Origin of the sequence: Virgibacillus sp. M23 (genome assembly GCF_034190895.1) — a bacterium.
Lineage (GTDB): Bacteria > Bacillota > Bacilli > Bacillales > Amphibacillaceae > Virgibacillus > Virgibacillus salarius.
Genome location: NZ_JAWDHA010000053.1, coordinates 1 through 23,425 on the forward strand (window position 1 = coordinate 1; position 23,425 = coordinate 23,425).

Annotated in this window: 15 protein-coding genes and 1 riboswitch; of the genes, 8 read left to right on the top strand and 7 right to left on the bottom strand. The window is 36.9% G+C overall.

Features of this window, described 5'->3' with window-relative positions; all coding sequences use genetic code 11:
- Positions 1-861: 861 nt before the first annotated feature.
- Positions 862-2,730: a cation:proton antiporter gene (locus tag RVS70_RS16735; protein WP_026682621.1), complete on the bottom strand. Its 1,869-nt coding sequence runs from the start codon at positions 2,728-2,730 to the stop codon at positions 862-864.
- 479 nt (positions 2,731-3,209) lie between these two features.
- Here RVS70_RS16735 and brnQ point away from each other — a divergent pair, with 479 nt between their 5' ends.
- A complete protein-coding gene (gene brnQ / locus RVS70_RS16740; RefSeq protein ID WP_121603982.1) occupies positions 3,210-4,505 on the top strand; it encodes a branched-chain amino acid transport system II carrier protein in 1,296 nt (431 codons plus the stop codon).
- A gap of 280 nt (positions 4,506-4,785) precedes the next feature.
- Positions 4,786-6,930, top strand: a complete 2,145-nt coding sequence (gene recQ / locus RVS70_RS16745; protein ID WP_321134125.1) for a DNA helicase RecQ — start codon at positions 4,786-4,788, stop codon at positions 6,928-6,930.
- A gap of 441 nt (positions 6,931-7,371) precedes the next feature.
- Here recQ and RVS70_RS16750 read toward each other — a convergent pair whose 3' ends face one another.
- Positions 7,372-8,610, bottom strand: a complete 1,239-nt coding sequence (locus tag RVS70_RS16750; protein WP_121603984.1) for an aminopeptidase — start codon at positions 8,608-8,610, stop codon at positions 7,372-7,374.
- Positions 8,611-8,835: 225 nt separating this feature from the next.
- Here RVS70_RS16750 and RVS70_RS16755 point away from each other — a divergent pair, with 225 nt between their 5' ends.
- The gene (locus RVS70_RS16755; RefSeq protein ID WP_026682617.1) at positions 8,836-9,159 is read left to right on the top strand and encodes a winged helix-turn-helix transcriptional regulator; all 324 of its coding nucleotides are present in this window, start codon (positions 8,836-8,838) and stop codon (positions 9,157-9,159) included.
- A gap of 354 nt (positions 9,160-9,513) precedes the next feature.
- On the opposite strand, the gene RVS70_RS16760 is transcribed toward RVS70_RS16755, so the two are convergent.
- The 4 genes from RVS70_RS16760 to megL form a co-directional block, all read right to left on the bottom strand.
- Positions 9,514-10,935: an alanine/glycine:cation symporter family protein gene (locus RVS70_RS16760; RefSeq protein ID WP_026682616.1), complete on the bottom strand. Its 1,422-nt coding sequence runs from the start codon at positions 10,933-10,935 to the stop codon at positions 9,514-9,516.
- Positions 10,936-11,335: 400 nt separating this feature from the next.
- Positions 11,336-11,860: an acyl-CoA thioesterase gene (locus tag RVS70_RS16765; RefSeq protein ID WP_321134127.1), complete on the bottom strand. Its 525-nt coding sequence runs from the start codon at positions 11,858-11,860 to the stop codon at positions 11,336-11,338.
- A 25-nt stretch (positions 11,861-11,885) separates the two neighbouring features.
- Positions 11,886-13,328, bottom strand: coding sequence for a cardiolipin synthase (gene cls, locus RVS70_RS16770; RefSeq protein ID WP_026682614.1), 1,443 nt, complete (start codon positions 13,326-13,328; stop codon positions 11,886-11,888).
- A 539-nt stretch (positions 13,329-13,867) separates the two neighbouring features.
- Positions 13,868-15,061 (bottom strand): methionine gamma-lyase, encoded by a 1,194-nt coding sequence (gene megL / locus RVS70_RS16775; protein WP_374489088.1) that lies wholly within the window; start codon positions 15,059-15,061, stop codon positions 13,868-13,870.
- A gap of 165 nt (positions 15,062-15,226) precedes the next feature.
- Between megL and rarD the strand changes: the two genes are divergently transcribed.
- The 4 genes from rarD (at position 15,227) to RVS70_RS16795 (ending at position 20,294) form a co-directional block, all read left to right on the top strand.
- On the top strand, positions 15,227-16,129 hold the full coding sequence (gene rarD, locus RVS70_RS16780) for an EamA family transporter RarD (protein WP_026682612.1): 903 nt from the start codon (positions 15,227-15,229) through the stop codon (positions 16,127-16,129).
- Between the two features lie 135 nt (positions 16,130-16,264).
- Positions 16,265-16,385, top strand: a riboswitch (SAM riboswitch).
- Between the two features lie 154 nt (positions 16,386-16,539).
- A complete protein-coding gene (locus tag RVS70_RS16785; protein ID WP_321134130.1) occupies positions 16,540-18,291 on the top strand; it encodes an O-acetylhomoserine aminocarboxypropyltransferase/cysteine synthase family protein in 1,752 nt (583 codons plus the stop codon).
- A 474-nt stretch (positions 18,292-18,765) separates the two neighbouring features.
- Positions 18,766-19,665, top strand: coding sequence for an SGNH/GDSL hydrolase family protein (locus RVS70_RS16790; RefSeq protein ID WP_026682610.1), 900 nt, complete (start codon positions 18,766-18,768; stop codon positions 19,663-19,665).
- A 5-nt stretch (positions 19,666-19,670) separates the two neighbouring features.
- A complete protein-coding gene (locus RVS70_RS16795; RefSeq protein ID WP_026682609.1) occupies positions 19,671-20,294 on the top strand; it encodes a YpmS family protein in 624 nt (207 codons plus the stop codon).
- A gap of 522 nt (positions 20,295-20,816) precedes the next feature.
- On the opposite strand, the gene RVS70_RS16800 is transcribed toward RVS70_RS16795, so the two are convergent.
- Complete coding sequence (locus RVS70_RS16800; protein WP_026682608.1) at positions 20,817-21,440, bottom strand: hypothetical protein; 624 nt, start codon at positions 21,438-21,440, stop codon at positions 20,817-20,819.
- A gap of 329 nt (positions 21,441-21,769) precedes the next feature.
- On the opposite strand from RVS70_RS16800, the gene RVS70_RS16805 reads away from it, so the two are divergent.
- Positions 21,770-23,392: an ABC-F family ATP-binding cassette domain-containing protein gene (locus RVS70_RS16805; protein ID WP_166530473.1), complete on the top strand. Its 1,623-nt coding sequence runs from the start codon at positions 21,770-21,772 to the stop codon at positions 23,390-23,392.
- The last annotated feature ends 33 nt before the right edge of the window (positions 23,393-23,425 follow it).

Consider the following 23,425-nt stretch of genomic DNA (forward strand, 5'->3'; position numbering starts at 1 on the left):
GAGACTAATTACGTAGACTCCTGCGGGATTAGCGCGAGCCGAAAATCCACTTTGCAACGTGTTCTTCTTTGCAAAGTTAGTTGAGGCCGTGCCCGTGGAAAGCGAAGTAATTAGTCGGAGCATTGCCAATATACATCAAACATTTCAAAATAACTACTTGGCTTAACGCAGTCATTGCACTGAATTTATACTTTCTTAACTTAGAACAAAAACACAAGAGCCCGATTGGAAACGTAGCGACTGGAGCGAGTCAGCGGAAATATAGGAACTACGGTTTGCTTACTGGCCGATGTCGACTTAGCTTAGGGCGATTCGTGAAGTCGCCTCGTTTCTCGGCGCTGGAGCTGGACGCAGCTCAACCCGACACCATATTTATACAAATGGGCAAATTTTATTATTTTCTAAAAGAGTGAAGCGTTTGAACTGCTCCCCTTAAGTTAGACAGATTAACAAATAAAAATCTGTTTTACCTAGGGGGAATTTTTTATGTCCAAGAGATCTCATTCGAGTGAATTTAATTTGAAGTAATAATGTCAACAATAATGAAGGTGATACAAAGAAGGATGTTCAAATATCAAATAAATAATACAACCCTTTCTAAATGGATGGACATTTGAAACGGACGGAATAAGTGGGTTAAAGGAAGCAGCTGTATTTGATTAGTTGTCAGGAGACTATTCTTATAAAGAAGTTCCAATGGAATCATTTTGGGGGACTCTCAAATGTGAGAAGTACTATTTACATAGGTATGAAAGATATCAAGAAAGATTATACGGCCCTAGCCCTGTTGAATATAGAGCTAAAGCCGCTTAAATCCATTTTTATAATTTCCAATGTCTACTTGACAGGGTCAATTCAGCTTCATACTTCTTTTTCATTCCCTTTTGTATTGTTATTTCGCTGCGTTTCTAACTTGGCTTGAATCTTTGCTTTTTCTTTATTAGGTGGTGTCAGACTTACTATTGTATCCCCTACTGCTGGAACAGTTCGCATTTCTTCGGAATAAAATTTCAATTGACCTGAAGGCTTAATTAGATAAAGAAAAGCAGTAGATTCATCTTTGTCAGCTACATATTGCTTATAGTTATATTGTGAAGTTAACGTAGTTTGTCTGAACACATAATGATTATTCAGCTTTTCCAACAAATCTTCCATCGTAAATTTCTTATCAAATAAAATCCGTCCTCCAACTTTAGATACAACCTCTGTTGTATCACCTTTTATTTGATCAAGTGGACTAACTTTAAAGACATTAGTTCTACCATATTCGGGCATAAATGTTGTACATACAAGGGAATTAAAAGCATGATCATCTGTTATAGCTAGCAAATATTCATATGGAATTGTATCCAGGTTATATTCCGACTGCTCAGAGAGTATATTTCCATGATAAAAATTAATACCTGCCTCACGAACTGGCCTTAATCTTTCCCATGAAGAGTCAACAATTATTACTGGAAAATTAGCCTTTGCCAGTGATTTAGCTAATTCAACTGTAAAGCGATTAGCTCCATTAATTAACGCTCCTGGTCTTCCTTCCATAGATAAATGTAATTTTTTCGCCAACCAACCAATTGAAAATCCATGAGCTACAACCGTAAAAATTACTAGTCCAAAGGTAAGTGTTGTTAGTATTTGTGCATCTTCATAACCTGCTTCGGTCAATACACTAGCAAAATAGCCTGATACGGTCAACGCTACAATTCCTCTTGGTGCAATCCAACCTACTAGAGCTTTCTCATTAAATGATAATCCCGTGCCAATGGTAGAAAGGAAAATCGATAATGGGCGAACAATGAACATCATTAATAATACATAGCCAATAATGTTGGGACTAAATATTTGCAGTAGGGTTTCTAATTGCAAGGATGCGGTTAGCATAATAAATATCGTTGAAATGAGTAAAATTGAAATGTTTTCTTTGAAATGACGCATGTCAGAAATAGAGCTTATCCCCATATTGGCAAGTGTAATTCCCATAGCTGTTACTGATAATAATCCTGTTTCGTGCATAATTTCATCTGCACCGGTAAAACAAACAATAACAACAATGACAACTGCTGGAGATTTTAAGAATTCTGGAATATGGCCTGTTTCAAACATCCAGCCAATTCCTTTACCACATGCCCAGCCAAATATTGCCGCAAAAATAGATGCTGCAAAAAATAGTGTTAACTTTGCTCCATCCGGATCATTTGCTGTTAAAAAGGTAATAATCTCAAAAGCGAACACTGCTAAAAGTGCACCAATTGGATCAACGATTATTCCTTCCCATTTTAGGATTTTAGCTGGTCTAGGCTTTAGCTTTGATTGCCGTAATAATGGCATTATTACAGTTGGTCCAGTAACAATAAATAGGCCACCAATTACAAAAGCAACGGTCCAAGACAAACCTGCAATATAGTGAGCAGTTAGTGAGCCGAGAATCCAGGCTATAAATGCACCAACAGTGGAGATTCGGAAAACAGGCTTGCCTAGTCCCCTGAGCTCCTTAAAGCTGAGATTTAAGCTGCCCTCAAATAAAATAATGGCTACTGCTACAGATATAATTGGGCTATATAAACTGCCAAAGTCTTCCTCAGGGTTCATTAAACCAAAAACTGGTCCTGCCAACAGTCCAGTGATCGACATAACAACAATAGCCGGCATACGGTAACGCCAAGCGATCCATTGGGACCCGATCCCTAAGAAGCCTATTAGCATGATTTCAAATAATAAAGACGGAACCATGTGATACCCCCTATTTAAAATTTCAACGAAACTACTTCCTTATGTAACATTGCAATCAATCCTACAGAAAGTAAAACGTCGGATAGCCATATAAAAGGAAATAACACATTCCTTTGTAATGGCAAATTATAGATAAGATAAAAACATTTTAAATGTGAAAGGAAAGAATGTAAACAATTTTAATTCAGGCAAATATAAATCATACTATTATCAACATTTACTTTTCTCTCCTTTTCCATTGACAATCTTAACCTGTTACTGTTAAGATGATGTCTGCTTTGCGTTATTTTCTGAAAAAAATTAATTCAAAGAATCGCCCTTTATTTTCAGATTATATTGAAAAAATAGATATTACTCTTCTTTCTTTAGTATTTGATAATACAGGAATGTTCATTCCATTTCGTTTTAATTTAAGGAGTGCTATACAACTGTATTCAATAAACAATCTCAACAGGAAATCATATAGAAGGGATACACGTATGATGAATAAAGATACATTCATAATCGGCTTTATGTTATTTGCTTTATTTTTTGGTGCTGGAAATCTCATATATCCTCCTGTACTTGGACTCCATTCAGGATCGTCTTTTATTACTGCTATTGCAGGCTTTGTGATAACTGGTATAGGTTTACCTATTTTAGCAGTTACTGCTATTTCGTTCGTAAAAAAAGATGCCAGAGAAATAGCAAATCGAGTCCACCCTCTATTTGGCATTCTATTTACAACAGCTGTGTATTTAGCAATTGGACCATTTTTTGGAATACCTCGTGCAGCTACAGTTGGCTACGAGATGAGCATCGAACCCTTTCTTAATAACGTATCACCTTATACGTTATTGCTGTTCACAAGTGTATTTTTTATTTTCGTCTTTTTTATCAGTTTAAATCCTTCAAAAATGGTAGATCGAATTGGACAGTATTTAACACCTATACTATTGCTGTCTATTACAGCATTAGTAATTGGCGCTATTATCTTATTTGACCAGCCAGCTACAGCACCTACCAGTGATTATGCTAGTAGTCCTTTTTTTAAAGGCTTTGTCGAAGGCTATTTAACTATGGATGCTATTGCAGCTCTAGCCTTTGGAATTATTGTGGTAAATGCCTTTAAAGAAAGGGGTGTTTCCACACAGAAAGGGCTTATTACTGCAACATTGAAGGCTGGATTGGTCGCTGGAGTAGGTCTGATCACTGTCTATACCTCTATCGGCTGGATTGGTACAAAGGTGGCAGGATCAGCTAGCTTCAGTAATGGCGGAGAGATACTCTCACATGCTGCAACTTCAATCTTTGGAACATTTGGAACACTGCTGCTAGGAATTATTGTTACGTTAGCCTGTTTTACCACTTCTGTCGGTTTAGTAGTTGCTTGTGCGCAATTTTTTTCAAAATTGGTGCCAATCTCTTATTCCTTGATTGCTTTTATAATTACTTTCTCTAGTTTTGTTATTGCTAATCAAGGTTTAGATGCAATCATTAGTTTTTCTGTTCCCGTACTTGTATTCTTATATCCAATAGCTATTGTACTTATTATGCTAACCTTTCTACGGTCATTATTTCAGAATAGGCCGGAGGTCTACCGTGGGGCAATTCTATTTACCGCAGTCATAAGCTTAAATGATGGGATTACGTCCTATGGTATTGATATTCCAACTGTCACGAACTATGTAATGAAAATTCCTTTATTTGATATTGGTTTGGGCTGGCTACTACCAGCTATTATTGGAGGATGTATCGGATTTCTAGTTTCAAAGCTTAGACCCCAAAAGACTTAACTATTACTTTAGGCTAGTGTATTCCAGTAAAGCTGTGAGATATTGCTGAATTAGCCAATACCGTCCGTACATTAAACGATAAGCTCATGAAAGCTAAAAATCATATCAACTTATAAAAATGAAACTTCAATCAGTGGGGTCTTACTACCAGTTATGTGTAGTAAAATTATAGAATATTTGTATATGCAGGAGCTGTATCTTTACAGCTTCTTTTTTTCTTCTATAACCAACTACAGAAAGAATATGTTAGGATGGTACATGTAAAAGGAGGAAATACATCATGGGAATGAAGGAAGAAAAACTACTTCAAACGTATTTCGGTTATGAAACCTTCCGTCCAGGGCAGAAGGAAACCATTGATTACATCTTAGCTAAAAAGAATATTCTCGCTGTCATGCCTACTGGTGGGGGAAAGTCCATATGCTATCAAATACCCGGCTTAGCATTGCCAGGCACTGCAATTATCGTATCTCCTCTTATTTCTTTAATGAAGGACCAAGTAGATGCATTACAGTCTTTAGGAATTGCTTCTACTTATATTAATAGCTCATTAACTGCAGGTGAACAACAGCATAGGCTAAAGGATATTGCATTAGGAAGATATAAATTTGTTTATGTAGCACCCGAACGATTTGATTCAGGAAATTTCTTGAATGTACTTAAGCAAATAAATATATCATTAATTGCCTTTGATGAGGCACATTGTATTTCCCAATGGGGTCACGATTTCCGACCGAGCTATCGATCAATCATTCCACAATTAAAGCAATTACATCATGCTCCAATTATAATGGCGTTAACGGCAACGGCAACAGAAGAAGTCATATTCGATATCCAGCAGTTATTACACATAAATCATGTAGTAAATACAGGCTTCGAAAGAGATAATTTATCCTTTCACGTCATTAAAGGAAAGAATAAATCCTCCTATATCCGCTCTTTTTTACAGGAAAGAGGCACTGAATCAGGAATTATTTATACAGCAACAAGAAAACAGGCAGACAGTCTTTATGATCAGCTAGAAAGACGCGGTTATTCGATTGCTAAATATCATGCAGGTCTTTCAGAACAAGAACGACAACATGCGCAATCTGCATTTATTCATGATGAAAAACAGCTTATGGTTGCAACAAATGCATTTGGTATGGGGATTGATAAATCTAATGTTCGTTTTGTCATTCACTATGCTATGCCAATGAATATTGAATCGTACTACCAAGAAGCTGGGAGAGCTGGAAGAGATGGGGAGCCAAGTGATTGCATATTATTATTCTCAGCACAGGATATACAGCTACAGAAATTTCTTATTGAACAATCCTTAATGGATGATGCCGCAAAGCAAGGGGAATATCGTAAACTGCAGTCCATGATTAACTATTGTCATACCCATGGATGTTTAACTACGTTTATCTTAAATTATTTTCATCAAGAGGATAACAATGAATTATGCGGTCGCTGTAGCAACTGCATCCAACGTCAGGAAAAAATAGATATTACAGAGGAAGCGCAGAAAATACTTTCTTGTGTAAAACGGATGGGAGAAAGATTTGGAGTTGGGATGACAGCGAAGGTACTTAAAGGATCGAAAGACAAAAAGCTAAAAGAGTTTCGGCTCCATACATTATCTACATACGGAATCCTCTCAGCTTTTACCGAAAAAGAATTAACTGAATGGATACATTTCTTGGTAGCAGAACAATTATTAGCTACGGAGGAAGGGAGATTTCCAATTCTAAAGTTAAATCATCAATCTGTTGAAGTGTTAAAAGGAAGAAAGTCTGTATACATGTTTACGATGCCGATCCCGATAAATGAGCAGACTGATTACCATAAAGATTTATTTACGGCATTGCGTAACTTAAGAAAGCAGTTGGCTGATGAAAAAGGGGTTCCACCTTATGTTTTATTTTCTGATGCAACCTTAAAGGAATTAAGCAGATATTTTCCGGTTACCAAAGAAGATATGCTAGAAATTAAAGGGGTAGGTGAGAAGAAATACGACCAATTTGGTGAAGCATTTTTAAACGTTCTAAAAGAATGGCGATCACAGAATCCTGATGTAAAAAACATCATTCGCATAAATGATCCTGTTCATCCAAAACCTAAAAAAAATAACCCTGAAACAGACGAGAATCCAAGTCATGTTATAAGCTATAAAATGTTCCAATCTGGCAAATCTACTAAAGATATAGCTGTTATACGTGATATATCCCATCAGACGGTAGAAAATCACTTATTTAAAGCCTTTAAAGACGGATATCCGATCGCTTGGGAAATATTTTTTACATCGAAGGAAGAGGAAGCCATCTTACAAGCTAGAGAACAACTTGATGACATCAAGTTAAAGTCTCTTAAAGAGGCACTACCGACGGAATATGATTACACAAAGATAAAAGCTGTACTGACAAAACATAGCTTCATCTAATCGGATATTGGGTAAAAAAAGATGGTCCTTGCCAGACTTGACGACGAGTACCAGTGTAATGTCCTAGTGAGTAAAGACCCAAATCTCCTATAGCGTAACAATTGATCCTAGATTCCCGAACGAAGCGATTTCCATGAGGAAACCTACGCATTCAACCACGGAAACGAAAGTCCTTCACCTTCGGACAAGAAGACCCTTGGATCCGTATAAACGGAAGCAGTCAGCTCTCTATTTCGAGCTGACTGCTTCCGTTGTTCACCTTTTATCCCGCATATAACTGGCAGTAAGATCACCCACTTCAAGCAATAAAAAGAAAGCAATATATATAAGTGGGGGATCGACTGCCAGTAAATGTCCGATTGGTTCCAGGGCCTTTAGGCCATACTCTTGTGGTACTAACAATCAGTCGGGGATAAATCATACCCCCAACTGATTGTTGTTTTACTTTATATCTAATGCCCAAGTTCCATTACGGAAAATAGCTTCTGTTGTTCCATCTTCAAATACACCGTCTATATCCAATTGCTCTGAACCAATCATGAAATCGACATGATTTAAACTATCATTCACTCCATGCTTATCTAGCTCCTCTTCGTTCATTGCAGCTCCACCCTCTACATTTGTAGGATATGCCTTACCAAGCGCAATATGACAAGAGGCATTCTCATCAAACAACGTATTATAGAAGATTAAACCAGATTGAGAAACTGGTGATTCATGAGGTACTAATGCTACTTCACCAAGGCGCTTAGAACCGTCATCTGTTTCTAATAAATGCTTTAAGGTATTCTCCCCTTGTTCAGCTTGATAATCAACCACTTTTCCATCTTTAAACGTTAGACTAAAATTATCGATTAAGCTACCACCATAATTAAGCGGTTTTGTACTGGCTACTGTACCATTCACACCATATTTGTGGGGCATAGAAAACACTTCTTCTGTTGGCATATTCGGATTAAAGGTCGTGCCACTCGACGTTTTTGCAGAACCCCCCTTCCAAATATGTCCTTTAGGAAGTTCCATCTCTAAGTTTGTTCCTGGCGCAGTAAATACTAGCTTCTTATAATTTTTCTTGTTTAAGATTTCACGAGCAGTTCGGAGTGTTTCGTTATGTGCATCCCAAGCTGCTATCGGATCATCTTGATCAACCCTTACTATTTTTACAATTGCGTCCCAAAGGCTTTCAATGGCATCTTCTCTTGATTTTTCTGGGAAAATCTTTTGTGCCCAATCTCCTGTTGGAATAGAAATAATTGACCACGGAATGATATCATTCATGGTATACTTCCGAAGGTGCTTCATCGCCTCGCCAGCTGCTTTATTTGCTTTTGCTACACGGGAAGGATCAATATCCTTTAATAAATCAGGATTCGTTGAACGAATATTTAATATTGCCGCTCCATCCTCAACATAGCTTTTTTGTAGCTCCACTTTCCACTCAGGAAAACTAGCAATAACTTCATCTGGAGCGTTTTCATATTTTAACAATGTAAGCTCATCATCCACCCAATTAATATGTACGTCCTTTGCTCCTAACTCATACGCTTTACGTACAACGATTCTTGTAAAATCTGCACCCTCAATTGGCGCATTAACCATTAATGCCTGATCCTTCTGTATATTCACACCAGTGCGTAATGCTAACTCTGCATATTTTTCTTGTGTACGTTGACTAACCATCTCTTTACCTCCAAATTAAATTATTTCGTATACCGTTATTATTTCATAAATTCAATAAAATTACCAAATAACTTTTTATAATTAGAATAAATTGGAAAATATTTGTTATTATCCCCCTTATCTATTTACGACATATCGAGATTATGTTATCCTAAAAATAGGTTACTTTTCGTAATAACTGTAGAATTTGCTAATAGATATATGATACCGATTGAGGTGATGATCATGGAGAACCTTTGTCCACGTTTCGAAAAAGCTATGGGACTTCTTAGCACACGCTGGGTAGGGCTTATACTTTTTGAACTATTAAAAGGTACAAAACGTTTCTCTGAAATGGAAGCTGATTTGCCTATCAGCGGGCGGTTGCTCTCTGATCGACTTAAAATGCTAGAAAAAGAAGGAATCGTTACAAGAGATATTTATTCGGAGTTTCCTGTTCGTATTGAATATTCTCTTTCCGAAAAAGGAAAAGCATTAGAACCAGTTATTAAAGAAATTCAATGTTGGGCAGATCATCATATTTCATTAGAAGAAATAGATGAAGAGTGAAATGAGACTGAGACAAAAGAATGAAGAAACAATAAAAAACGAACGATGATAAGTTAAAATTAATTATCGTTCGTTTTTTGCACGGAATCATTCATTTAGTACCTGAAACAAGCGAGACTCCGGCGGAAACAGCACGAGACCGAAGTTCCACTTGGTAACGTGTTTTTCTTTACCGAGTTAGCTGTGGCCGTGCCCGCGGAAAGCGAAGTAATTCGTCGGAGCATTGCCAATATACATCTAACATTTCAAAATAACTACTTGGCTTAACGCAGTCATTGCACTGATTTTATACTTTCTTAACTGACGAGAAAATTAACAGACCAAATTGCACAATGCAATTTGGTCTGTTTTGAACTATTCTGTATTACCTGTTTGTTCTCTTCCCCAATACTCGATTCCTTCTTGATTATCTAGAGTATCTCGGTAAAATACTGGATCCTTACCTTCTTTACGCTGTCTTCGATAATCCTGGAGTACTTTATTAGCAATTTTAAATAGCTTCGATATCGCATAGAGATTGATCAATGCCATAATAGCCATTGTCAAGTCAGCTAAAGACCAAACAAAATCAAAGGATGCTACTGCTCCAAAATAAACCATCGCTAATGCTGCAATCCGATAAAGGAACAGTCCTGTTTTACTATTCTTTATATATGCAATATTATTTTCACCATAGTAATAGTTGCCTAAAATAGAGCTGTAGGCAAATAGTAAAATGGCAATTGCAATGAAGCCGCTCGCCCAGTCTCCAATATGAAAAGCAAAAGCATTTTGTGTTAATTGGATTCCATCTGCCTTACTACCCTCATAACCACCTGCAGTGATTAAAATAAATGCCGTAGCACTACAAATTAATAACGTATCAAAGAAAACACCTAAGGCTTGAATAAACCCTTGCTTGGCTGGATGTGATACTTCTGCTGTTGCTGCAGCATTTGGTGCACTACCCATACCAGCTTCATTGGAAAATAAGCCTCGCTTAATTCCCCACATAATTGCCAAGCCAAAGCCTCCACCGGCTACTTGCCGAATACCGAATGCGTTCGTAATTATAATCGATAACATATCTGGAATTGCAGTAAAGTTTACAAGTAAAATATACAACGATAAGATAATATATAAAATGGCCATAATCGGTACGATAATCTGTGTAACGTTTGCAATACTTTTTAAACCACCAAAAATAACAATTGCAGTAAAAACAAATAACAACAAAGCAATCAAGTGTTGATTAATATCAAACTGTCCTTTAAAGGCTAAACTAATTGTATTCGATTGCACAGAGTTAAATACGAGACCATATGTAAAGGTGATCGTTATTGCAAAAATAATTGCCAGCCACCGTTTTTTTAATCCCTTTTCCATATAGTAAGCTGGCCCTCCACGGTATTGATTCTTATCCGGTACTTTATACACCTGTGCAAGTGTACTTTCTACGAAGCCAGATGCTGATCCAAGTAATGCAATTAGCCACATCCAGAATACGGCACCAGGGCCACCTGCTGCTATGGCTGAAGCCACTCCAGCCATATTTCCAGTACCTACTCTAGAGGCAGCACTTATTGCAAAAGCCTGGAATGAAGAGGTACCTTTCTTACCACTCGCGCTAATTGTTCGTTTATCGAACAATACTCGAAACATCTCTGGAAGATATTTAAATTGTACAAATCCCGTCTTAAACGTAAACCACAGCCCCAGTCCAATTAAGACAATAATCAATACATACGTCCATAAGATGTTATTGGCTTCGCTAATTAGATTTTTTAAAATCTCCATCCTGTAAACTTCCTCCTTTTACACTATCCACATTTTCTTAGCTCATATCGTTATACTTATGTGTGTGTTATTCGTTATTACCCTAAATATTGTATACTAAATCTACAATAAAGGAATGAACCACACAAAAAAAGAGAAATCTCTCTTTTTTCTTGTTGAAAAGGAAATTATAAAATTTGCCCTTGTGGATAAATTGGCGCGTGTTGAGCCTCGACCAGCTCCAATGCCCAGAAACGAGGCGACTTCACGAATCGCCCTACGGTAGTAAGTCATCATCTACTCGCAAGCACCCCGTGATTCCTTTAATCTTCGTTGACTCGCTCCAGTCGCTACGCTTCTAATCGGACGCTTGCGCTTTTGTTCTTATGTATTCCCCCTACTTATTCTAAGAAATTCCCCTTTATTTTCCTCGACTATTCCACGGATAATCCGTTCCAAATTCCTGTGCAAATTCTTTCGATTGTTTACGACGCTCAATCCTTTGTTTAGCTCTGACGGCAGCTAGCTCATGAAGTTTTTTCTCATGATTTGTCTCAGGTACAACTTCAGGGACTGGACTTGGTTTGCCGTCTTCATCAACAGCAACAAAGGTCAAAAAGGCCGTAGCACAAACACGTCTTTCTCCAGTTCGTAAATCTTCAGTAACTGCTTTAACGAAAACTTCCATTGATGTTTTATGCGTCCAGGTTACAAATGCCTCAATACATATCGAATGACCTTCTTTAACAGGAGCAAGGAAATCAACAGAATCTGTAGAGGCAGTTACTACAGGCTTACGTGCATGACGTGATGCAGCTATTGCAGCCACATCATCAATATGGGCCATTAACTTGCCTCCAAACAATGTCCCATATGAATTTGTATCAGGGGGCAATACATGAGACGTTTTAACAGCTAATGATGTCGAGCATGTTTTCTTTTCCATTTTAACTTTTCTCCTTTCAAACTTGTTATAATACTGGTGATATTAATCGGGAGATAGATTCTTTAAACCGTATGCCTAATGATCGTTTACTATATAACTTCTTGGTCATTTGTGTAGATAGCACAATATCTTCCTTAAAAGCCTCAACCAACCGCTTCGTTAACTCTTTATCATAAAGAAATGCATTTACTTCAAAGTTCAAACGAAAGCTTCTGACATCGATATTAGCAGTTCCCACCGATGCAATTTTTCCATCCACTACGATTGTTTTAGCATGAAGAAATCCATTCTGATAAATATACACCTCTGCACCTGCATCTAATAAATCACCGACATAGGATAATGTTGCCCAATAAACAAACGGATGATCCGGTTTATTTGGAATCATAATCTTTACGTCTACCCCCGATAAAGCAGCAATTCTAAGAACATCCCGTAAACTTTCATCAGGAATAAAGTAAGGTGTTTGGATATAAATATAATCCTTGGCAGACATAATCATTTTAATGTATCCATTTTTTATCTGCTCCCAATCTGAATCTGGTCCACTCGAAACGATTTGCACACCCACATCACCAGCTGGAACAGCGTTGTAATAACGATCTTCATATAAGATATCATTCCTAGAAGCTTGGTTCCAATCCAAAATAAAGCGAGTTTGCATATGCAGAACCGCATCACCATAAATACGCAAATGTGTATCGCGCCAATTTCCAAATTTCTTATCCTGCCCAAGATACTCATCACCAATATTAAAACCACCAATATATCCCACCTTACCATCTATAATGCCTAATTTTCGATGGTTACGATAATTAATTTTGAAATTGATTTTCGGAATCTTTGGCGGAAAAAACGCCTCCACTTCTACGCCAGCTCTGCGTAATCGTCTAATATACTTTCTTCGTAATGAACGGGAACCCATATCATCATAAAGTACACGAACCTCTATACCTTCATTAGCCTTCTTAATAAGAATGTCAGCAATACGCTTACCTAGTTGATCATCACGAATGATGTAATAAAGCAAATGTATATGATCCGTAGCTTTTTCCAGATCAGCAATGAGGGATTCAAACTTTTCTGTTCCATCCGTAAAAATGGTCACTTTATTATCTTGTGTAAAGATGGCATCATCATTACGTAAATGTAAATAATATAAATCCTCATACTCTGCTATCTCTTTATGTTTGAATGCAAACGTACCGTTTTCAATTGCACGAAGCTGGGATTGTACAGCTGTTTTTACACCAAGTCTACTCTTTGTATCCCAAGTAAATATCCTTCGTTTACTAATCGGCTTACCAAAGATTAAGTATAAAAAGAAACCTGCAATTGGAATAAACAATAATACCATTAACCACGCCCATGTAGCACTAGCATCCTTTCGTTCCAAAAAGATAATAGAAACACCTAAGGCAATATTAAAAATTAAAATAAATCCTAATAAGTATGACAGTATTTCCATAGTCTGACAAATCCCCCCTTACATGAAAATTGTTTTAGTTCGTGCCATGTCTTATCCAGTAACAATTTTCTATTATCCTCCCCAAACTAGACTGTTCCTATTTTTAAGGGTGAGGACATCAAATTACGCTAAAGTAGAAAGAGTATATATCCATCACCTCTACAATCAATAATATAGCATACATTTTAATTTGTCGTTAGCTTAGCAGAATGCAAGCGCTACCTATTATTTATAGAATAAATGATATTAGCTTATTGTATTAAATTTTATCCTTTTTATGTACCTTGATGCTGTTATAAAGCACTTCATATGAAAGAAAACCATAACCTTTCTACGTATCAAATCGTATTTACGATTCATAAATGTGGTACTGACATCATGAATGAACATTATATATGATCTCATTATTAATAACACCAGCGTATCTTATGTTTTTGTATATCTAACAGTCTTTTCGTTAAGGGTTACTTTGAACTGTTTAACCAGGTCAAAAAAAAACCTATACCAGCTACTACTAGCATAAGCGTATTATTTCTTCGCTACTTGTCATCTAGCTTGTTTAATGCTTGCTCCAAATCCTCCCAAATATCTTGCCAAGCCTCTAAACCCACCGATAAACGGATCAGCTGCTCCGTTATTCCCATCATGTCACGCTCAGCTTCTGGCACAACCGCATGTGTCATTGTTGATGGATGTTGTATAAGCGTCTCTGCATCTCCTAAGCTAACTGCAATTTTTAAAAACTCCAAGTTATTTAAGAACTGTTGAACATCGTATTTATCCCCAACTAATTCAAATGATATAACTCCAGCACCACGCTTCATCTGCTTTTGATATATCGCAAAATTTGGATGCCCCCTATCACCTGGATAATAAATAGTTGAAATCCTTGGATGAGTACCTAATTTCTCCACAATCTTTTCTGCATTATCTGAATGTCGATCAAGCCGAATCGGCAGTGTTTTCAAACCCCTTAATAATAGCCAAGCATCAAATGGCGAAAGAACGCCTCCAATATCTTTTTGTGTCGTCATGGCAACACCGTCAAGAAATGAACTTCTTCCTACTACCAAACCACCAATTACATCTCCGTGTCCGCCAATATATTTTGTAGCACTATGAACAACAACATCACAACCAAATTCCAGTGGTCGCTGAATATAAGGGGATGAGAAGGTATTGTCTACAACGACCGGAATATGGTAGCGCTTTGCAACCGTTGCTACCATTTGTAGATCGATCAGCTTCATGGTGGGATTAATTGGTGTTTCAATATAAATACAGGTTGTTTCTGGCCTTAGACAAGCCAAAACCTCTTCCTCACAATTCATTTCTGAGAAATCATGATTAATATGATACTTATCCTTTAACATGGATAACAATCCATACGTACAGCCATAAAGCCCGGAAGAACAAAGAATATGATCATTTGCTTTTGTTAGTGAAATTAATACCGCTGAAACGGCAGCCATTCCAGAGGAAAAAGCCAACCCTCGCTCCCCTCCTTCTAATGCCGCAATCCGCTCTTCCAAAAGCTGTACAGTAGGATTACCTAAACGCGAATATACAAAACCATCCTCTTCCCTTGCAAAACGCCGCTCTCCTTGTTCTGCTGAATCAAATGTAAAAGTAGAGGTTTGAAATAAAGGAGCTGCTAAACTTCCTAACATCTCTTCTGAATGATAACCTTCATGAACAACCTTCGTCTCCAATTGCTTTTCTTTCTTCTTCACATCCATTCCTCCTCACGTAAACTCTTGTAAACTGACCACCTATATATATCCTATTCAAATAAACGCATAAATGAATACGTTTTCTTTAGAGACGTTATCTTTGCTTTTTTTCTGGAGCAATTCTAAAATAGATTTACTTTATACCGGAAGAAGGGATGAAACCTTATGAACGCTAATCAGGATCGGAACGGTATGATCTACACATCATCAGCATACATATTATGGGGATTTCTACCAATCTATTGGAAGCTTCTTGACCATGTTTCTCCAGGGGAAACATTAGCTCACCGCATTATTTGGTCTTTCGTCTTCACATTTTTACTTGTTCTCATTATGCGTAAATGGTCGGATTTTACGAAGGAATGGAAGGAATTGCTTCATAATAAAAAGAAGCTATTTGGTATTTCTTTGGCTACGCTAGTAATTAGTCTAAATTGGTTAATATTTATTTGGGCCGTTAATAGTAATCATGTTGTTCAAGCAAGTCTGGGCTATTATATTAATCCACTTATAAGCATATTACTAGGAATTATCGTATTAAAAGAAGCCTTTACTTTCCGTCAAACTATTTCATTTATTCTAGCAGGAATCGGTGTGCTTTATTTAACGATAAGCTATGGTGTGTTTCCTTGGGTGTCATTATTACTTGCCATCAGCTTTGGACTGTATGGTTTATTGAAGAAAAAGGTCGATATCGGACCAATGATAGGGTTAACCATTGAAACCATGCTTATTCTCCCCTTCGCAATTATTTACCTAGCCATTTACCCTGATAACGCCTTTCAGCTTCATGAATTCTTTTCATCTACGAACCTATTATTAATGGGTGCAGGTGTTATGACAGCAATTCCCTTGTTACTGTTTGCAAGTGGAGCGAAACGCATTTCTTTAGCAATGGTCGGATTCTTGCAATATATTGCACCAACATTAATGTTATTACTAGGCGTATTTATATATAAAGAAGCCTTTACTTCTGCTCATTTAATTGCTTTCGCGTTCATTTGGATAGCTCTAGTAAACTTTATGCTTACGAGCTACCGAAGACCACTGAGGAAAAAGCATGTATAAAAAGATATAACATGCTCTAGGTTTTCTTACGTTTTGGCGATGGTATTATGCCTGCCTTTTGTTACGATTTAAAACTAGTGGTTGACAAAAGATTATGTACACCTATATAATATTCAATAATTTAGAAAAATACATCTCTTATCAAGAGCGGTGGAGGGAATAGGCCCTGTGAAGCCCAGCAACCAAAAAGCGATGAAATATTGCTTTTTACGGTGCTACATCCTACAGATCCATTTTATGATCTGGAAGATAAGAGGAGGAACGGTTAAATCCAAGCCCTCTTCTTAGGAAGAGGGCTTTTTCATTTTCCCCCTCTTCCTCCAGACACAAGGATTGCTATTCAGTAACTGGCCACGTCAATACTAGTCGTGGCAATACAGAACTACAAACTATCCTAGGAGGAATGAATAATGGCAAAATTTCACCAGAAACAACCAGATACAGTATTACTACACGGAGGTCAGGTGCCAGACCCAACCACGGGTTCTAGAGCTGTCCCTATTTATCAAACAACATCCTATGTTTTTCGTGACACGGAGCACGCACAGAATCTATTTGGCCTTACCGAACCGGGCAACATTTATACACGGATAGGGAACCCTACCGTAGATGCTTTCGAGCAACGAATTGCCGAATTAGAAGACGGTGTAGCAGCAGTAGCAACAGCATCTGGAATGGCAGCTATTACCTTTGCTATCCTAAATGTTGCTAGTACAGGAGATGAAATTATAGCTGACAGTAATTTATACGGTGGTACTTATAATCTATTTGCAAACACACTTCCTCGCTATGGTATAACGGTTAAATTTGTTAATGGCAAGAACAAGAATGAAGTCGAAGCTGCTATCACAGATAAAACAAAAGCAATCTTCGGTGAAATTATTACGAACCCTAGTCTGCACATCTTTGATGTCGAGACCATTGCTGCTTTAGCTCATTCTTATAATATTCCTTTAATAATTGATAATACATTCGCACCTTATATTGCTAAGCCGATAGCATGGGGAGCAGATGTTGTGGTCCACTCCGCTACAAAATGGATAGGAGGACATGGTACGACCATTGGAGGTGTTGTCGTTGATGGCGGAAGGTTTAATTGGAATAACAGCAAATTCCCTGGCTTTACAGAACCAGATGAGAGCTATAATGGCCTCCGTTTCATTGATGTTGGTCCTGCGGCTTTTGCTACTAAATTAAGGGTACAATTATTGCGTGATATTGGTGCGTGTATTAGCCCGCATAATGCTTTTTTACTATTACAGGGTTTAGAAACCTTGCATCTTCGTATTCCTCAACATAATAAAAATGCACAGATAATTGCCGAATACTTAGCTAAAAATCCTGCGATCGAATGGGTGAACTACCCAGGTTTACAAAGCCATTCATCAAACAAGCGAGCTAAAAAATATTTTAGTGAAGGTGCTGGATCTATCATCACTTTTGGAATTCGAGGGGGGAGAGAAGCTGGACGACAATTAATTGAATGTATTGAATTATGGTCACATGTAGCTAATGTTGGTGATGCAAAATCACTAATTATTCATCCTGCTTCAACAACGCATCAACAACTAACCGTTGAAGAATTAAAAACTAGTGGTGTTACGGAGGAAACAATTCGTCTATCGATTGGTTTGGAGTCTGTTACCGACTTATTATACACCTTAGATGCTGCTATCGCTGAAGCTACTGGCGAAGCAAAAACGATAACAACCAATGATTCCGTCGCTATCAGTTGGCTACTTAGCTCTCCGTTTGATCGTAATAATGGAAATATACGAAAAAAAACCATTGCCGTATACGGCTGGGAAGATGCAGGAGAGAAAGAAAGGGAAAAAGTCAAACAGCTACAATCTATTGGTTTTGAGCTTTATTATATAAGTCATTCAACAACTGAAGAATCTCAGCATGTGTTCAGAGACTTATCAGCTATTCCAACTGAGCTTGATGCTGTATGGTTTCTCCAATCAAACCTCCCATCAGGTGTTATCGAACAAGTTATAAATAAACAAGGAAAAATAGTATGGTTGGAACAGCCTTATCAAAATAGTACTTTAGAATATGCCAAAGCAGCTGGGATCACTGTTATTACCGCAAAAAATCCTTATGACGAGTTTTTAGCATTGCGATCACAAGACGATGCTTCTGACCTCACTCATGTTTGAACGAGCAAACAGTATGCTGGAATCAAACTAATTTTAGAAATTTAGAACTAATTATTTATGTAACAAAACTGTTTCACTTTTAGAAAGGAGGTTTACTTTTACTACCGATTGGAAAAATTATAAATAACCTTCCCTTACTGATCGCCTGTTATTGAAGGCGATCTTATTTTATCCCGTATATAACTGGCAGTAAGATCCCTACTTCAAGCAATAAAGTAAAACCAATATGGGTAAATGTGGGGATCGACTGTCAGTAAATGTCCGATTAATTGAAAGTCCTTTAGGTCATACCCTTGTGGTACTAGCAATCAGTAAGGGATAGACAAAAGCCCCAGCGGATTGAGGTTTCACTTTATTTCCTTCATTGAACAAGTTATGAAGTACATATATATAGTAAATACTTTCGAATGTATTTTATACATGAGACAATAAAGAAAAAAGGTTATGAACATAACAGCATAGGTGTGAGTAAACATGAAGAAAAACTACTATTATTTCGGTGCTATTTTTGTGATGCTTTTAGGGATCAGTCTTATCTTTTTCCTGACACATCAGCCTGACCCAAAGTTAAATGATGTTATCATTTCGGAGAAAGACAGTAAAACAAATGGGGATCAGCAGAAAGAAGCGACTAAGACAGATCAAGATGAAAAACAAGATGATCAAACGGAAGAAAAGCCATTCTCCGAAATGGTAGTAAGTGCTGTTGAACAAACCATTCAGTTCTTTTCAAATAAAACACATGTTACAGCAATAGGTGATTCCCTTACACAAGGAGTTGGCGATTCAACCGCACAAGGTGGATATGTAGGGATTTTGGAACGGGCTATTAACAAGGATAAAAAAGTAGTAACATTCGATAATCTAGGTGTCCGCGGTAATCGCTCTGATCAGCTGCTTAAAAGACTGGATAAACCCGAAGTTGTTTCCTCGATTAAGCGATCTGATATAGTATTAATAACTATCGGAGCCAATGATATAATGCAAGTCCTTAAGCAGAACATTACCAATTTAAAAATGGAAGACTTCACGAAAGAGCGTGCACAATATCAAGAAAGATTGCATCATATCTTTTCCAAAATTGAAACAATTAACCCGAAAACAAAGATTTATTTATTAGGATTTTATAATCCATTCCAAAAATATTTTAAAGATATAAAGGAATTAGGAATCATTGTTGAAAATTGGAATAATACAGGGAAAGAAATAGCAGCTAGCAAAAAAAATGTATCGTTTATTCCGACAAAAGATTTATTTGATAACACAGATGAAAACCTATTTGCAGAAGATAATTTCCATCCGAATCACCTCGGCTATAAGCGAATGGCCCAGCGTGTATTGGATTTCCTAACAAACGAAGATGAAAGAGGATGAGTAATATGGCAGAAAGAAACGTACGTCGATCTAAGAGGAGTAAGTGGAAAAAGCGGTTTATAGGCTTGCTTTCATTAAACATTGTCATATTAATCATTATTTTAGCACTTATTTTTTGGCCAGTACCACGTGTAGATTATCCGGCTCAACATGCAGATAAAGCTGATGAAAGCTCAGAATTTGTCGTTCGTACGACGAAACAAAATTTGAATGAGTTAATTAACGCATATATCGATCAAATGCTCAACGATACAAAACATCGCTATCGAATTGAGTTAGGTGAGGATGTACATTTAATTGGTGAATTACCAGTATTTTCAACAACCGTACCATTATCTGTTCATTTAGAGCCATTTGTTCAAGATAATGGCGATATTATATTAAAGCAAAGATCGATCTCTATCGGATTACTTGAATTACCAAACCAAAAAATTATGGAGTATATTGATAAATACTTACCAATGCCCGAATGGGTAACGGTAAATCCAAAAGATGAAGCTATCTATGTTGCAGTTACAGATATGAAGCTAAAAAGTAATTTTCAAGTAGCTGTTGAGCATATTGACCTTGACGCTAATAACTTAGCATTCAAATTCCGCGTACCTTACCAAACTTTAGGTATCGAATAGTTTTAAAGCCTAAAGTTACTGTCTCATTACAGAAAAAAAGCGCAAGCGCTCGATTAGAAATTTAGCAACTGGAGCGAGTCAACGGAGATAAAGGAATCACGGTGAGCTTGCGAGCCGATGACGACTTATTGTGGGATGATTCGTGAGGTCGCCTAGTTTTTGGGCACTGGAGCTTGCCGCAGCTCAACACGCGCCTATTTATCCATAGGCTCAAATTTTATAATTTCCAAGACTACAACAAAAGCTGGACGTTGTTCGTCCAGCTTTTTTCTCATGAATAATACGGTATAAACTAAAACTTTAATCCGTGGGGATCTTGTTTATCCCTCACCGATTCCATTACCATAATAGTATACCCTAAAAGCCTTTGAACAAATCGAACATTTACCGGCAGGTATATATGAGGAATAAATGATCATTTTGTGGCTAATTTCACTTAAAAGCAGTGTAGCAAATGCTTCGCTTCGGATTGAAATACATCCTATTATCAGCTAATATATTAACTTAAATTGACCTTTTTACTTAACGGATAACAAACCGTTTTACTTTTGAAGATAATAAAATTAAAAATGATTGCTTTGTCTTTTCTTCAACAACTATAGTACTTAAAGATTCCTGATTCCCGAACGGATAATCGCCTAGCTTACCTTTATAAATCAATTCCATACCTTCGTGATTCCGAATATCAGCAGGTGTAATAAAACAAGCAGGTTTCTTCAAGCTAAAAGATGGTACACCTCTTAGAACAGTCGCTACAAATTGTGAACAAAATAGTGCACACTTTCGATTAATTTCAATTTGTAACAATATACCAAATAGCCCAATAAAATTATATCTATATTTATGCTGTTGCCTTTCAATATCCTTAATATTTTTTACTATTTTCTCACACTCATGATCAGCTACTGTAAATTGATAAACGGCACAGTCTGATTTCTTCATAAAATCACTACGAATATCCTCTTTAACAAATCCTCCAATGAATGGATTTCTCGGCCGCTTCCGTCCAAAACTATAGACTTCTGTTAATTCATGATCAAAGCCAATAGATACATGGTTTAAAGACTGCTTCGTAAAGAAATTTATCGCTTTAGCTAAATTAGTACCTGTATCTGTAAAGAGAAAATAGATGACCTTCTCTCCCAATAAACACCCCTCCCCCCAACTTCTATTATAATGAAGAAGCGAATTTAGGTAAAACCCTTTTCTATTCTACTATTACAAATAATTGTAAATTATACAAGTTAATTTTTTATTGTGACAAAAACGTAAGAAACACATATGAAGTCTCTTGCATTGATGTTATGGTTCATGTTTCTAGTTAACGAAATCTACCCCGTACATCATAGCAAGAGTTTTTATGTCTAGACCTATTCAAAATTCAATGTTTAATCATGTCTAAACATTGACGAAAGCCTAGAAATAACGTAAGCTAACCATGATTACAATTATTATATTGGAGGAAATTAACAAGCATGATTAATGTTTCTAATGTTAGTTTACGATATGGCGATAAAAAATTATTTGAAGATGTAAATTTAAAATTCACTTCAGGCAATTGTTATGGATTAATTGGAGCAAACGGCGCAGGAAAATCAACGTTTTTAAAAATTTTGTCAGGTGAGATAGAACCTCAATCTGGACATGTATCGTTATCACCTGGTGAACGACTTGCTGTATTAAAACAGGATCATTTCGCCTATGAAGATAATCAAGTACTTGAAACAGTTTTGATGGGCCATGAAAGGCTATATGCTGTCAAACAAGAAAAAGATGCTATATATATGAAAGGTGATTTCTCAGAAGAGGATGGTATGCGAGCAGCTGAGCTAGAGGGAGAGTTCGCAGAAATGAATGGTTGGGAAGCAGAATCTGATGCAGCAGTCCTTCTAAAAGGCCTTGGAATTAAAGAATCACTACATGATAAGCAAATGGCTGATTTGTCTGCAGATGAAAAAGTAAAAGTATTGCTTGCACAAGCATTATTTGGTAATCCAGACATCTTACTACTGGATGAGCCAACGAATGGATTAGATATTCATGCTATACAATGGTTGGAAGAATTTCTAATTCATTTTGAAAATACTGTAATCGTTGTATCACATGACCGTCATTTCTTGAATAAAGTGTGTACACACATTGCTGATGTCGATTATGGAAAAATCGAAATTTATATTGGTAACTATGATTTCTGGTACGAATCAAGCCAATTGGCTAACAAAATGGCTCAGGAAGCTAACAAAAAGAAGGAAGAAAAGATCAAGGAGCTACAAGCATTTATTGCACGCTTTAGTGCGAATGCATCTAAATCAAAGCAAGCAACTTCTCGAAAGAAATTACTGGATAATATAACACTAGATGACATTAAACCATCGTCCAGAAAATACCCTTATATCTCCTTTACCCCCGGTCGCGAGATAGGGAATGATTTATTACGAGTCGAAGGGTTAACCAAAACGATAAATGGAGAAAAAGTGCTTGATAACGTTAGTTTTACAATGAACAAGGATGACAAAATTGCTCTTGTAGGAAAAGATGACATTGCTAAAACAACATTATTTAAAATTTTGATGGGCGAGATGGAACCTGATGCAGGAACCTATAAATGGGGTGTGACCACTTCACAGTCCTACTTTCCGAAAGATAATGCTGCGTACTTTGAAAATAACGACCTTCCTTTGGTTGATTGGTTACGTCAATATTCGCCAGAGGATGAAACAGAAACATTTTTACGAGGGTTCCTAGGTAGAATGCTTTTCTCTGGAGACCAAGCACTAAAAAAAGCAAATGTGCTTTCCGGTGGTGAGAAAGTTCGTTGTATGTTATCCAAAATGATGTTAAGTAATGCGAATGTACTTCTATTAGATGAACCAACGAACCACTTAGACCTAGAATCTATTCAATCATTAAATAATGGATTAATTAAATTCAAAGGATCCATTCTGTTTACGTCACATGATCATCAGTTCATACAAAGTATTGCAAATCGCTTAATTGAAATCACACCAAACGGTTTGATTGATAAGGAAATGAGCTATGACGAGTATGTTCAGGACAAAGAATTGCAAGATAAGATTGCCAAAATGTATGCAAGTTAATTAGCTCTAAAAAGTGGTTACGCTGTACCTATG

Bases quoted from the DNA above. Each gene is read 5' to 3' on its own strand.
- RVS70_RS16755 (WP_026682617.1), top strand. From the start codon at position 8,836: ATGGAGAACCTTTGTCCACGTTTCGAAAAAGCTATGGGACTTCTTAGC.
- brnQ (WP_121603982.1), top strand. From the start codon at position 3,210: ATGATGAATAAAGATACATTCATAATCGGCTTTATGTTATTTGCTTTA.
- RVS70_RS16760 (WP_026682616.1), bottom strand. From the start codon at position 10,935: ATGGAGATTTTAAAAAATCTAATTAGCGAAGCCAATAACATCTTATGG.
- cls (WP_026682614.1), bottom strand. From the start codon at position 13,328: ATGGAAATACTGTCATACTTATTAGGATTTATTTTAATTTTTAATATT.
- RVS70_RS16795 (WP_026682609.1), top strand. From the start codon at position 19,671: ATGGCAGAAAGAAACGTACGTCGATCTAAGAGGAGTAAGTGGAAAAAG.
- RVS70_RS16805 (WP_166530473.1), top strand. From the start codon at position 21,770: ATGATTAATGTTTCTAATGTTAGTTTACGATATGGCGATAAAAAATTA.
- RVS70_RS16785 (WP_321134130.1), top strand. From the start codon at position 16,540: ATGGCAAAATTTCACCAGAAACAACCAGATACAGTATTACTACACGGA.
- rarD (WP_026682612.1), top strand. From the start codon at position 15,227: ATGAACGCTAATCAGGATCGGAACGGTATGATCTACACATCATCAGCA.
- RVS70_RS16735 (WP_026682621.1), bottom strand. From the start codon at position 2,730: ATGGTTCCGTCTTTATTATTTGAAATCATGCTAATAGGCTTCTTAGGG.
- RVS70_RS16765 (WP_321134127.1), bottom strand. From the start codon at position 11,860: ATGGAAAAGAAAACATGCTCGACATCATTAGCTGTTAAAACGTCTCAT.
- recQ (WP_321134125.1), top strand. From the start codon at position 4,786: ATGGGAATGAAGGAAGAAAAACTACTTCAAACGTATTTCGGTTATGAA.
- RVS70_RS16790 (WP_026682610.1), top strand. From the start codon at position 18,766: ATGAAGAAAAACTACTATTATTTCGGTGCTATTTTTGTGATGCTTTTA.
- RVS70_RS16750 (WP_121603984.1), bottom strand. From the start codon at position 8,610: ATGGTTAGTCAACGTACACAAGAAAAATATGCAGAGTTAGCATTACGC.